Genomic DNA, 12,885 nt, shown 5'->3' on the forward strand with positions numbered 1-12,885 from the left:
ATAAACGCGCAAATATTGGAGACATTCTCCCTACTGATCCGCATGAACACGGAGAAAAGCAGAGTGGAGGGAAATCCAACGCCGGGATTCATTCCGCGCCGTTTTCGGGCACAAAAAAAGGGCCGATCGGATGATCGGCCCTTTCTGCGAGGTGCGGTGGAGCGGAAGTGCAGTCGAGCGGTGGTGAGGAGGTTACTGCTGGCCGTCCTGGCGACGATCCCAGCGTTCGTTCATGCGATCCATGAAACCGCGCTGAGACGACCGCTGCTGCTGGTTCGGACGGGAGCGCGGAGCGGCTGCGGACATCCGCCGGGCGGACTTGCTGGGCGTGGTCGCGAACAACACCCCGGCGAACATGATGATGAAGCCAAGGACGCCGAGCCAGAGCTGCTGGATGGCCACGCCGGCGATGAGAGCACCGATGCCGGCAACCGCGGCCAGAACCCCGATGGAAATCGAGCGGTAGTCGGGCCGGAGGTTGCTGCCACCGACGGTCGCCACGAAGTCGGCGTCATTGTGGTAAAGGCCGCGCTCCATCTCTTCGAGGAGTCGCTGCTCTTGTTCCGAAAGCGGCATCTCATTCCTCCTATTTAGGATCGCGCTGTGCTTCACCGAGTCTAACCCCGCCGTGATGGCTAGGCTAGGCAAGTGGCGCAAAGCAATCATCTGATCGATCTGGTTCATTCTCGCATCGACGAATTCCTCGAAACTCGTTTACCAATTGTGACAACCATCAGCCCCGATCTCACGCCGCTGGTGGAGTTCTCACGGCAGTTTCTCAGCGGTGGCAAACGCTTCCGGGCGCTGTTCTGCTACTGGGGCTGGCAGAGCGTCGGCACAGGCGGATCCACTGGTGCGAACAGGGATTCCGACCACGCCCTGACCGCGCTGGTGCCGGTCATCTCCGCGGCGGCGGCCCTGGAAATCTTCCATGCGGCAGCACTCGTCCACGACGACATCATCGATAATTCGGATACCCGGCGCGGCGCGGCCTCCGCCCACAAACTCTTCGAGGGCATGCACGGCCAAAGCGGATGGGCAGGCAGCCAGGTCGCGTTCGGCCGGGCCGCCGGAATCCTTCTCGGCGACCTCCTGCTGGGCTGGAGCGATGAGCTGCTCGACGAGGGGCTCGCGGCAGCCACCGACGCGTCGGTCGCGGTCCGGGCACGGATAGAATTCAACCGGATGCGCACCGAGGTCACCGTGGGCCAGTACCTCGACATCTTCGAAGAACGCGCCTGGTTCACCCAGCCCGAATCGGAACTCTTCGACCGGGCGCTGCGGGTCATCGTCTTCAAGTCGGCCAAGTACAGCGTGCAAGCGCCGCTCGTGATCGGCGCAGCCCTGGCCGGCGCCGGCCCGGACCACCTCGACGCCCTGCGCGCCTTCGGACTGCCGCTCGGCATCGCATTCCAACTTCGGGACGACCTGCTCGGGGTGTTCGGCGACGCCTCCGTCACCGGCAAACCGAGCGGCGACGACCTCCGCGAGGGCAAACGCACTGTACTGGTCGCTCTGGCGCGCGAGAACCTGACGGACACGGCCCGCGAGAACCTGGACGCGCTCCTCGGTGACCCGCTGCTGACGGAAGCACAGATCGGGATGTTGCAGCGCGCCATCGTCGACAGCGGCGCCGTCGAGCGGATCGAGGCGCTCATCGACTCGAACGTCGCCGAGGCCCTCGCAGCTCTCAAGGGATCACCGATCAGCGGCGCGGTCACGACGCGGCTGAAGGAGCTGGCCGAGACGGTGACCCGCCGCGCGTTCTAGGAGCGCCGAAAAGTCAGGCGAGCGCCTGGGCGACCCGGCGCACTTCGGCCTTACGGCCGGCAAGCAGTGCCTGGACCGGGGGAACGCCGAGACTGCCGTCGACCTCAAGGAGCCAGCGCATCGCCTGCTCGTCACTGAAGCCGTCGTCGGAGAGCACGATCAGCGTGCCGCGCAGCTCAGGCAGCGGGGCGCCGTCCCTGAGGAACGCGGCGGGAACCTGCAAGGGGCCGTTGTCACGGCGCATGGCGAGCAGCTGCTTGTCGTCGATCAGCTGACGCACGCGGCTCTGGCTGACGCCGAGCACCCGGACGAGGTCGGCGATGGACAGCCACTCTTGATCTGAGAACGATTCGGTCACTCGTCAAGCCTCCCATGATTCGACAGGGCGGACAAACTCTCATGGCGCAAACGCGCGTGTTGATGCCCAGAATGGGGGCCAACCTGATTGACTGGGCAATACTGTGCCAGCAACGCTGTCGCACGCAATCGACGGGAGCGGAATGTCGGCACCAGCCAGCAGGAACAGTCCAGCCAGCAGCACCAGCAACGTGAATTCTTCGACGCCCGGGGCGGGCCGCCACCGGCATGCCACCGAACGACGGGGTCTGGGCGTCCTGGTCACCGTCCCGCTCGTGCTGATCAGCACGATCGCGATCAGCCTGAACCTGGCGTCGCCGGCGGATGCCGCCACCATCGCGAAGAAGCCGCTCAAGAGCAAGAGCATCCTGCCGACCGCGGTGCCCGCCGACGCAGGTCGGCAGAGTATCGCCGCCGTCGCGGCGCCGACCCAGTACCAGGTCGTCGAAGGCGACACCGTGAGCAACGTGGCCGGACGATTCGGTCTCTCCACCGCATCCGTGCTCGCCCTCAACGGCCTTGGCTGGTCCGCGGTGATCTTCCCGGGCCAGATGCTGACCCTGGCCGGTCTGGCACAGCCGTCCACTCCGGCTCCGGCGCCCGTCGCCGCCGAGATCTCGCGGTACCTGATCCAGAGCGGGGACACGCTTTCCGGCGTTGCCGCCGCGCACGGGCTCTCCCTCGAGGCCCTGCTCCGCGTGAACGGGCTCGACGCGGGCAGCATCATCTTCCCCGGGCAGGCCGTGGTGCTGCCGCCGGGCGACGGTGCCGCGCCGGTCTCGGCCGCGCCGGCCGCAGCCGTCGCCCCGCTGAATGCTTCCGGCACGCACACGATCTCCGCCGGCGAGACCATCGGAGCCCTCGCGGCCGCGGCGGGTGTCTCGGTGCAATCCGTGCTCGACGCCAACGGCCTCGGCTGGTCCAGCATCATCTACCCCGGCCAGGTCCTGTCGATCCCGTCCGGCTCCGTTCCCGCGGCGCCGGCGATGGAATCGGCGATCCTCATCGAGGAGGCCGCCCCTGCGCCGTCTGCAGCGCCCGGCGAGGTCACGCCGCTCAGCGAGGACATGCGCCGGCACGCCGAAATCATCATCGCGAGCGGTCGCCGCGCGGGTGCCGGCGACTCCGCAATCGTGATCGCCCTGGCCGCCGCGGCCCAGGAATCCGGGCTGCGCAACGTGCAGTACGGCGACCGCGACTCCCTCGGCCTCTTCCAGCAACGCCCCAGTTTCGGCTGGGGAACCCCCGAGCAGGTGCTCGACCCGGAGCGGGCCAGCCTCGCCTTCTTCGGCGGCCCCGTGAACCCCAACCCCGGCATCACGCGCGGACTGCTCGACATCCCCGGCTGGGAGTCGATGACCGTGACCGAGGCCGCGCAGACCGTGCAGATCTCGGCTCACCCGAACCACTACGCGAAGTGGGAAACATCGGCCCGGGCCTGGCTGGCCGATCTCGGCTGACCTGCAGCTCGCATCCGCTCAGGCTTGAAAACCCTGACTTGCGAGTGTTCCGGCACAAGGAACGGCTTCGCAATCCCTAGACTCGACTAGTGAGCGATACCCCTGCCGATCCCATGGTCGGCCGTTTGATAGACGGCCGCTATCAGGTGCGCTCCCGGATCGCCCGCGGTGGCATGGCCACCGTGTACCTCGCGACCGACCTGCGCCTCGAACGCCGGGTCGCCATCAAGATCATGCACGGGCACCTCGCCGACGACAACACGTTCAAGGCCCGGTTCGTGCAGGAGGCCCGCTCGGCCGCCCGGCTCGCGCACCCGAACGTGGTCAACGTCTACGACCAGGGCCAGGATGCCGATATGGCCTATCTGGTCATGGAATACCTGCCCGGCATCACTCTGCGCGACCTGCTCAAGGACTACGGCCGGCTCACCAGTGAGCAGACGATGGACATCCTCGAGGCGGTGCTCTCGGGCCTCGCCGCCGCGCACAAAGCGGGAATCGTGCATCGCGATCTCAAGCCGGAGAACGTTCTCCTGGCCGACGACGGCCGCATCAAGATCGGCGACTTCGGACTCGCCCGGGCCGTCAACAACAACACGGCCACCGGGCAGGCCCTGCTCGGCACGATCGCCTACCTCTCCCCCGAACTCGTCACGCGGGGCATCGCGGATGCCCGCAGCGACATCTACGCGCTCGGCATCATGACCTACGAGATGCTTACCGGCGAGCAGCCCTATGTCGGCGAAGCGCCCATGCAGATCGCCTACCAGCACGCGAACGACACCGTGCCCATGCCAAGCGCGCGGATACCCGCGATTCCGCACGAGCTCGACGAACTGGTGCTCTGGGCCACCGCCCGCGACCCGGAGCAGCGCCCCCGGGACGCACGTGTCATGCTCGATCAGCTGCTCGACCTCGACAAGCTCGTGCGCCCGGCTCCCCCGGCGACCGGACAATCCGCGACCATGGTGCTGCCCGGCGGCGTGACCGCAGCGGTGGCCGACGCGGACACCCAGATCCTCGGCGGTGCCCCGCTCGCCCCGGCGGTGGCCGGCGTGGCCACGGCGGCTTCTGCCTCGGCACCCGCCACCACCATTCTCCTGGCCGACAAGGCCCGCACACGCAAGTTCCGCGGCTTCTGGCTCTTCGCGCTGGTGCTCATGCTGGCAGCCCTTGCCGGCGGAACCGGCTGGTTCTTCGGCAACGGCCCCGGCTCGGAGGTCCCGATTCCCGCCCTCGTCTCGGTGTCCCCCGACGACGCGACCGCCCAGCTCACCGGGCTCGGGCTGGAGGCGGCGCTCGGCACCGAGTTCAGCGGCACCATCCCCGCCGGCCTCGTCTCCAGCACCAACCCGGATTCAGGCACCCGCGTGGCGAAGGGCAGCACGGTGACGCTGCGTGTATCCCAGGGCCCGCAGCCGATCGTTCTGCCCGTGCTGGCGGGATTGACGGCCGATGCTGCGACCTCCGCCGTCACGGAGCTGAAGGCAGGCATCGGGGCGACCGATTCCCTCTTCGACGACACGGTGGAATCGGGCCTGGTCATCTCCGCGAGCCGCGAAACCGACGCCGGGGACGTCTCCCAGGGTGGGGACTACTTCGTGGGCATGAACGTCAATCTGGTTCTCTCACTCGGCCCCGTACCGGACGTGTCCGGCGAATCCGTCAAGGACGCCACCGCGATCCTGGCGGAGAAGGGGCTGCTCGTCACCCCCGGCGACGAGGTCTACAGTGAGACGATCGCCGAGGGAGACGTCGTCAGCGCGGCCCCCGTGAACGAGGGTTCCGTGCGCACCGGCGACACCTATGCTCTCACCACCTCCCTCGGCCCGGAACCCGTCACGGTGCCCAACATCGTCGGCCTCCCGTGGAACGAGGGCAAGCAGGTGCTCACCGACCTGGGATTCAAGCTGAGCTACAATCTCGGCGCGGATGCCATCGCACCGCTCCTGAGCGTCGCATCGACGAATCCCGAAGCCGGCGCCGACGCGCCCAAGAACAGCACCATCACCCTCAAGCCGACGAACCCATTCGGCTAGACAGCCGTCACGGCCGGGCCGGCCGTACCCGGCGGTTCCCATGCCGGAGCGGGCACCCGGGGCCGCGGGGACGGGTTAGCGAGCGGCAAGCTCCTCGGCAACCAGGAAGGCGAGCTCGAGCGACTGCATGTGATTCAGGCGCGGGTCGCAGAGCGACTCGTAGCGGGTCGCCAGCGCGGCCTCGTCGATGTGCTCGGAACCACCCAGGCACTCCGTGACGTCGTCGCCGGTAAGTTCGACGTGAACGCCGCCCGGGTGTGTGCCGACGCTGCGGTGCGCCTCGAAGAAGCCGCGCACCTCGTCGACGACGTCGTCGAAACGACGGGTCTTGTACCCGGTGGGCGTGGTCACACCGTTGCCGTGCATCGGGTCGGTGACCCAGAGCGGCTTGGCCTCACTGGCCTTGATCGCCTCCAGCAGCGGCGGCAGGGCGCTGCGCACCTTGCCCGCACCCATCCGGGTGATGAACGTGAGACGACCGGGTTCGCGGTTCGGGTCGAGCTTGTCGACCAGGCGCAGCATGTCGTCGGTTGACGTGCTCGGGCCAAGCTTGACCCCGATCGGGTTGCGCACCCGGGAGAGGAAGTCGACGTGCGCACCATCAAGGTCACGGGTGCGCTCCCCGATCCAGATGAAGTGCGCGGACGTGTTGTACGGCGTGCCCGTGCGGGAATCGATCCGGGTCATCGGACGCTCGTAGTCCATCAGCAGACCCTCGTGGCTGGTGTAGAACTCCGTCCGACGCATGGCTTCAAAGTCGGCGCCGCACGCGATCATGAACTTGATCGCGCGGTCGATCTCCTTGGCCACCTTCTCGTAGCGCTGGTTGGCCGGGTTGGCGGCGAAGCCCTGGTTCCAGCTGTGCACCTGGCGCAGGTCGGCGAAACCGCCCTGCGTGAAGGCACGGATCAGGTTGAGGGTGGAGGCGGCGGTGTGGTAGCCCTTGACCAGGCGGGCCGGGTCGGCCTCGCGCGATTCGGGTGTGAAATCGTAGCCATTGACGATATCGCCGCGGTAAGCCGGCAGGGTGACGCCACCCCGGGTCTCGAAATCGCTGGAGCGTGGCTTGGCGAACTGGCCGGCCATCCGGCCCATCTTGATCACGGGCATCGACGCGCCGTACGTCAACACGACGGCCATCTGCAGCACGGTCTTGACCCGGTTGCGGATCTGCTCCGCGGTGGCGCCGCTGAAGGTCTCGGCGCAGTCCCCGCCCTGCAGCAGGAAGGCATGGCCGCTGGCGGCCTCGGCGAGCCGGTTCCGTAGAATGTCGACCTCGCCGGCGAAGACGAGCGGCGGCTGCGTGGACAGTTCGGCAGATGCCGCGGCAACCGCATCCGCGTCGGGCCAGGTCGGCTGCTGCTTGATCGGGAGGGTGCGCCAATAGTCCAGGCCGGCAACCACAGATCGATCTGCGAGCACGACTGGTTCGGTGGGGTCTACCACGGGACTATTCCTTTTTTGTCTGGTCCGGCAAGAATAATATTGCGGGCCGGGCTATCGGGTCGGGGTCTGTCGGCCCCTGGGCAACCGTCTGATTCTATCGGGTCAGGCTGGCCCGCTTTTCTTTCACGCTGGTCGCGTAGACGTCCACATACTCCTGCCGGCTGAGGGCCTGCAGCTCGTACATCAGCTCGTCGGTCACGGACCGGAGCACAAACCGGTCGCCCTCCATGCCGTCGAAGCGGCTGAAGTCGAGGGGTTCGCCGATCACGATGCCGATCCGGCGCACCTTCGGGATGCGGGTGCCCGTCGGCATGGCCTTCTCAGTGTCGATCATGGCCACGGGGATGACCGGGACCTCGGCCTCGAGCACCATCCGCGCCACGCCGGTGCGGCCCCGGTACATCTTCGCGTCGGGACTGCGGGTGCCCTCAGGGTAGATGCCGAGCACGCCGCCGGCACCCAGGACGCGCAGGCCGGTGTTGAGGGAATCCTCGGATGCCTTGCCACCCGACCGGTCGATCGGCAGCTGGCCGGTGGCCTTGAAGAACTGGCGTGTCGCCCAGCCCTTGAGCCCCTTGCCCGTGAAGTACTCGCTCTTGGCGAGGAAGACGACGCGACGCGGCACGACCAGCGGCAGGAACACCGAGTCGATGAAGGACAGGTGATTGCTCGCCAGGATCACACCGCCCTCTTTGGGGATGTTTTCGAGCCCGACCACCCAGGGCCGGAAGATAGCCAGCAGCAGAGGGCCGATGACAATGTTTTTCATGAGCCAGTAGAACATCGTTGCTCCCTCGGTAACGCGGAAATCCTACTGCGCGAAAACGTGTTTCCGCGCCAAGTCGGCCGCACCGACGACACCGGCGTCGTTGACGAGCTGCGCGATGGCGAATTCGGCCTCCGGGTGGAAGCCCCTGGCCGGCAGATTTTCGAGGTACGCGGCGCGGATGGGCTCGAGCAGCAGTTCACCGGCAGCGGCGACGCCCCCGCCGAAGACGAAGATCTGCGGGTCAAGTACGGCCGCCAGACTTGCGCAGGCCTGCCCGAGCGAGCCGCCCAACTGCCTCAGGGCGGCCAGGGCGCCGTTGTCACCGTCCTGGATCAGCCGGCCGACCTCTTTGCCGGTCAGCTTGCCCTTGCGCTCACGGGCGGTCGCGAGGCCGAGGCCGATTCCGCCGGCATCCGCCAGCTCGGTGGCAATTCGAAGCAGGGCGCGACCCGAACCGTACTGTTCGATGCAGCCGTGGGCGCCGCAGCCGCAGAGGCGACCGCCGGGCACCACGCGCAGATGCCCGAGCTCGGCGGCACAGCCGAAGCCACCGCGGAAGAGACGGTTGTCGGCGACGATAGCTCCGCCCACGCCGGTGCCGATGGTGAGGGTGACCATGTCGGTGTAGCCCCGGCCGGCGCCGAAGGTGAATTCCGCCCAGCCCGCGGCGTTCGCGTCGTTCTCGATCAGGATGGGCAGGTCGAGCCGCGCCTCGAGAGTAACCCGAAGCGGCTCGTGGCGCCAGTTGACGTTGGGCCCGTAGTAAACGGTGGACTGGGCGGCGTCGATGAAGCCGGCCGCGGCGATCCCGGCGGCGACGACCTCCTCGCCCTCCGAGAGCTCCGTGATCATGTCGACGACGGCGTCTTCGATCCCGCGAGGATCGCTCGCGGTGGTCGGGCGTCGATCCGAGCGGATGATCGTTCCGGATTCGTCGACCAGGGCCGCGGCGATTTTGGTGCCGCCGATGTCGATACCAATGGCGTGCACAGCGGACTTCTTTCGTCGATGGATAAAGTGGGGCGCTCTGCGAGGCGAGACAACGAAGCCGGTGCGTCCCCCTAGAGTGTAGTGAACCAAGACACGGCCAGGCGAAACGGCTGCTTCCACGAAGTGACGTGGATAGAGTGGGGCAAATCGCCCGCCCGGTACCAGAGGAGTTACCGTGAAACAGTACGATCTGCCCGCCATCGTTCCCGCAGACCCACAAGCCAATGTCACCGATCTCCTGGTCGAACGCCTCAAGGGGACGCCCGACTCCGTGTTGTTCTCACTGCCGAGAAACGGAGCCTGGTCCCCCGTCACCACCACGGAGTTTCATGCCCAGGTCGTCGCGCTGGCCAAGGGGCTCGTCACGGCAGGAATCCAGCCCGGAGACAAAATCGGCTTGATGTGCAAGACCCGGTATGAGTGGACGCTGATCGACTTCGCCACCTGGTTCGCCGGTGCCGTGCTGGTCCCCGTTTACGAGACCAGCTCCCCCATCCAGATCCAGTGGATCCTGGGCGACTCCGACGCCGCGGCGGTGATCGTCGAGACCGCCGAGCACTTTTCCCGCTTCGACGAGGTGCACCCCGAGCTCGGCAGCGTGCAGAAGGTCTGGCAGATCGACCTCGGTGACCTCGACAAGCTCGCGGCCTCCGGGGTCGACGTGCCGGATGCCGAAATCGAGCGGCGTCGCTCGCTGGCCGTGGGTTCGGACATCGCCACCCTGATCTACACCTCGGGTTCCACCGGCCGTCCCAAGGGCTGCGTGCTCACCCACTCCAACTTCGTCGAGACGTCGCGCAACTCGGCGGTGGCGCTGAAAGAGGTGCTCACCGACGCGAACGGCGCTTCCACGCTGCTGTTCATCACCACCGCGCACGTTTTCGCCCGGTTCATCTCGGTTCTCTGCGTGCACGCCGGTGTGCGCGTCGGTCACCAGCCCGATACCCGGAAGCTGCTCGAATCGCTCGGCACCTTCAAGCCCACTTTCCTGCTCGCAGTGCCGCGGGTGTTCGAGAAGGTCTACAACTCCGCCGAGCAGAAGGCGCTGACCGCCGGCCGAGGCAAGATCTTCGAGACGGCCGCCCAGGTTGCCGTCGACCACTCGATGCTGGTCGATCAGGGCAAGAGCGTTCCGCTGATGCTCAAGCTCAAGTTCACGCTCTTCGACCGTCTGGTCTACAGCAAGCTGCGCGCGGCCATGGGTGGCAACGTGAAGTACGCCGTCTCCGGTTCGGCTCCACTCGGCATGCACCTGGGTCACTTCTACCACAGCCTCGGCATCAAGATCCTGGAGGGCTACGGCCTCACCGAGACAACCGCGCCGACCACTGTGGGTCTGGCCACCAAGTTCAAGATCGGCACCGTAGGCCCACCGCTTCCCGGCGTCTCGGTGCGCGTCCTGGACGACGGCGAAATCGAGGTCAAAGGCGTCAACGTCTTCACGGAGTACTGGAAGAATCCCGTGGCCACCGCGGCCACCTTCCACGACGGATGGCTCCGCACCGGTGACATCGGCGCCATGGACAGCGACGGCTTCCTCACCATCACCGGGCGCAAGAAGGAGATCATCGTCACGGCCGGCGGCAAGAACGTCGCCCCGGCGGCGCTGGAAGACCCGATCCGGTCCAACCCGCTGATCGGCCAGGTGGTCGTCGTCGGCGATCGCAAGCCGTTCATCGCCGCCCTGGTCACGCTCGACCCCGACATGCTCGCGGTCTGGTTGAACAACAACGGCGAGGACGCGGGAATGACGCTGGCCGAGGCATCCGTCAACGCGAAGGTTCTCGCCGAGGTGCAGCGCGCCATCGACCACGCCAACGACCACGTGTCACGGGCGGAGTCGATCCGCAAGTTCACGGTGCTGACGACCGAACTGACCGAAGCCGCCGGGTACCTGACCCCGAAGCTGAGCATCAAACGGGACATCATCCTGCGGGACTACGCCGATCAGATCGAGGCGATGTACCTGGGCGCCCCGGTGACCGGGACGAACCCGGTCAGCAGCTAGCACTCCCCGCGACGACCGAAACAGGTCCCGTCGTCACAGTGGCGACGGGACCTGTTTCGCGTCGTCCGGCCGCCTGGGTCGGAACCAGTAGATAAGGGAGCCCCAGCGCCGTGCCCGGCGTCGAACCAATTCGACGGAGATTCTGCCATAGAACTGCCGTTTCTGCACGTGTGGGGGCGTTTCCGGCAAAATCTCCGTCGAATTCGTGTGGGGCGGAGGCCCTTTAGGGCCTCGGACCCGAACGACTGGGGTCAGAACCAGCTCGACTCGCGGACCTCTTTCATGGCGGCCCGCCGGTTCTCCTTGTCGAGGCGGTCCAGGTAGAGCAAACCGTCGAGGTGGTCGGTCTCGTGCTGCAGGGCCTGGGCCATGATCCCGGATCCGGAGAGTTCGACCGCCGTGCCGTCGAGGTCGATGCCGGTCACCCGGGCGAACGGGTACCGCTTCGTGGGATACCAGAGGCCCGGCACCGACAGGCAGCCCTCGTCGACGAGCTCGGGCTCCCCCGAGACCTCCACGAGGACCGGGTTGAGGATGTACCCGATCTCGCCATCGACGTTAAAACTGAATGCGCGCAGATTCACGCCGATCTGGGAGGCCGCGACGCCGGCCCGGCCGGGCAGTCGCACGCTGTCGACCAGGTCCTCGATCAGGCTCCGCACCCGGGTGTCGATCGTGCCGATCGGGTCGGAGACGGTTTTGAGGACGGGATCTCCGAAGAGACGGATCTGGCGCTCGGGCAAAGGTGACTCCAAGTCATGGATGCGGGGGTACGGGGGTACCGGATCGGTTTAGACGCCGCGGTCGGCCGGCAGACCCTCCACGACGACGGCCGCGAGGGTGCGGGCCGCGAGCCGGGTGATGGGCTTCAGATCGTCGAAGGAGATGATGCTGCCCGCGGCGAGTTGCGGGTCCCAGGGGATGCGCACGATCTCCCGCACCCGAGAGCGGAAATGCGATTCGATCTCTTCCAGCTTCACCAGATTCGTGCCCTGTGTCGCCGTGTTGAGCGCGACGACCGCGTTGCGAACCAGGTCGCCGTAGCCGTTGGCTTCCAACCAGGTCAACGTTTCGGACGCCAGCCGGGCCTCGTCGATGCTGCCCCCGGAGACGATGACGATCGAATCGGCCCGCTGCAGCGTGGCACGCATGACGGAGTGCACGATTCCGGTGCCGCAGTCCGTGAGCATGATCGAGTAGTACCGCGCCGCCAGGTCGGCGACGACGTTGTAGTCGTTCTCGTCGAAGGCCTCGGAGAGGAGCGGGTCGGTGTCGGATGCGAGGATGTCGAGCCGGGTCGCGTCGCGGGAGACCAGCGACGAGAAATCGGTATAGCCGCCGATCGACGCGGCCTTCGTGACCAGGTCGCGCACGGTGGACCGGGTCTGTTTCGTGACCCGCTCGGAGAGGGTGCCCCGGTCGGGGTTCGCGTCGACGGCGATGATGCGGTCTTCGCGGGCATCGGCCAGCGCCATGCCGATCAGTGCGGTGACGGTCGTCTTGCCGACCCCGCCCTTGCGGGTGAGGATCGGAACGAAGCGGGTGCCGCCCTCGAAATCCTTGCGGATGCGCTCGTCGAGTTGTTTGGAGGCGCGCACCGTGGCCGAGTCGCCGAGGTTCACCAGATGCAGGGTCGCCGAGTAGACGAAACTGTTCCAGGCTCCGCGGGGCGGCGGTTTGGTGCGACGGTTGACGGCCAGCAGCCGATCGGGCGTGAGCATGGTGGCGGTCTCGGGCGCCGATCCGCCGGCGGGGCGCAGACTCTCCCGGCGGGTGTGCGGAACGGCGTCGCTCACGGCCGGACCGGAGAGGGCGCGGACCGCCCCCGCGACGGCTGCGGACAACCGATCGGCGCGCGCCACGGCCGGGGTGCTGACCTCGATCGTGTGCGTAGCCGGGCGTTTCAGGTTCTCCGGCAGGGCCGCCGCCAGGTTCACGATCGTGTGCGGCGGTAGTTCGCTATGGTACTCGTCTCCCGGCTCGGCGAGAGGCTCGATGGAGGCGTCCGGACCGGACGCCTCGGCGCCTGTGCGCTTATCTGACAAA

Annotated in this window: 11 protein-coding genes; 4 read left to right on the top strand and 7 right to left on the bottom strand. The window is 67.0% G+C overall.

Going from position 1 to position 12,885, the window contains the following annotated elements; translation table 11 throughout:
* Positions 1 to 192: 192 nt before the first annotated feature.
* Positions 193 to 576 (bottom strand): DUF3040 domain-containing protein, encoded by a 384-nt coding sequence (locus CXY82_RS12875; protein ID WP_104171271.1) that lies wholly within the window; start codon positions 574 to 576, stop codon positions 193 to 195.
* A 72-nt stretch (positions 577 to 648) separates the two neighbouring features.
* On the opposite strand from CXY82_RS12875, the gene CXY82_RS12880 reads away from it, so the two are divergent.
* Positions 649 to 1,770: a polyprenyl synthetase family protein gene (locus CXY82_RS12880; RefSeq protein WP_104171272.1), complete on the top strand. Its 1,122-nt coding sequence runs from the start codon at positions 649 to 651 to the stop codon at positions 1,768 to 1,770.
* Positions 1,771 to 1,783: 13 nt separating this feature from the next.
* On the opposite strand, the gene CXY82_RS12885 is transcribed toward CXY82_RS12880, so the two are convergent.
* Positions 1,784 to 2,128: an Rv2175c family DNA-binding protein gene (locus CXY82_RS12885; protein WP_104171273.1), complete on the bottom strand. Its 345-nt coding sequence runs from the start codon at positions 2,126 to 2,128 to the stop codon at positions 1,784 to 1,786.
* 190 nt (positions 2,129 to 2,318) lie between these two features.
* Here CXY82_RS12885 and CXY82_RS12890 point away from each other — a divergent pair, with 190 nt between their 5' ends.
* Together CXY82_RS12890 and pknB are read left to right on the top strand one after the other, a co-directional pair.
* Entirely contained in the window at positions 2,319 to 3,587 is a 1,269-nt protein-coding gene (locus CXY82_RS12890) for a LysM peptidoglycan-binding domain-containing protein (protein WP_233199342.1), read from the top strand.
* Between the two features lie 89 nt (positions 3,588 to 3,676).
* Complete coding sequence (pknB, locus tag CXY82_RS12895; RefSeq protein WP_104171275.1) at positions 3,677 to 5,626, top strand: Stk1 family PASTA domain-containing Ser/Thr kinase; 1,950 nt, start codon at positions 3,677 to 3,679, stop codon at positions 5,624 to 5,626.
* Between the two features lie 75 nt (positions 5,627 to 5,701).
* Here the strand turns inward: pknB and CXY82_RS12900 are convergent, their stop codons facing one another.
* From CXY82_RS12900 to CXY82_RS12910, 3 genes are all read right to left on the bottom strand, one after another.
* On the bottom strand, positions 5,702 to 7,072 hold the full coding sequence (locus tag CXY82_RS12900) for a class II 3-deoxy-7-phosphoheptulonate synthase (RefSeq protein WP_369828376.1): 1,371 nt from the start codon (positions 7,070 to 7,072) through the stop codon (positions 5,702 to 5,704).
* A 94-nt stretch (positions 7,073 to 7,166) separates the two neighbouring features.
* Positions 7,167 to 7,856 (bottom strand): 1-acyl-sn-glycerol-3-phosphate acyltransferase, encoded by a 690-nt coding sequence (locus tag CXY82_RS12905; protein WP_104099533.1) that lies wholly within the window; start codon positions 7,854 to 7,856, stop codon positions 7,167 to 7,169.
* A gap of 27 nt (positions 7,857 to 7,883) precedes the next feature.
* Positions 7,884 to 8,831 carry an ROK family glucokinase gene (locus tag CXY82_RS12910; RefSeq protein WP_104171276.1) on the bottom strand — a complete coding sequence of 316 codons (948 nt, stop codon included), beginning with the start codon at positions 8,829 to 8,831 and terminating at the stop codon, positions 7,884 to 7,886.
* A gap of 175 nt (positions 8,832 to 9,006) precedes the next feature.
* Here CXY82_RS12910 and CXY82_RS12915 point away from each other — a divergent pair, with 175 nt between their 5' ends.
* Positions 9,007 to 10,839, top strand: a complete 1,833-nt coding sequence (locus tag CXY82_RS12915; protein ID WP_104171277.1) for a long-chain fatty acid--CoA ligase — start codon at positions 9,007 to 9,009, stop codon at positions 10,837 to 10,839.
* Between the two features lie 251 nt (positions 10,840 to 11,090).
* On the opposite strand, the gene def is transcribed toward CXY82_RS12915, so the two are convergent.
* Both def and CXY82_RS12925 read right to left on the bottom strand, forming a co-directional pair.
* Positions 11,091 to 11,582 (bottom strand): peptide deformylase, encoded by a 492-nt coding sequence (gene def / locus CXY82_RS12920; RefSeq protein WP_104171278.1) that lies wholly within the window; start codon positions 11,580 to 11,582, stop codon positions 11,091 to 11,093.
* 48 nt (positions 11,583 to 11,630) lie between these two features.
* Entirely contained in the window at positions 11,631 to 12,884 is a 1,254-nt protein-coding gene (locus CXY82_RS12925) for a MinD/ParA family protein (protein WP_233199343.1), read from the bottom strand.
* Between the last annotated feature and the right edge of the window lies 1 nt (position 12,885).

The sequence above is a fragment of the Cryobacterium sp. M23 genome (genome assembly GCF_002929655.1).
Classification (GTDB): domain Bacteria; phylum Actinomycetota; class Actinomycetes; order Actinomycetales; family Microbacteriaceae; genus Cryobacterium; species Cryobacterium sandaracinum.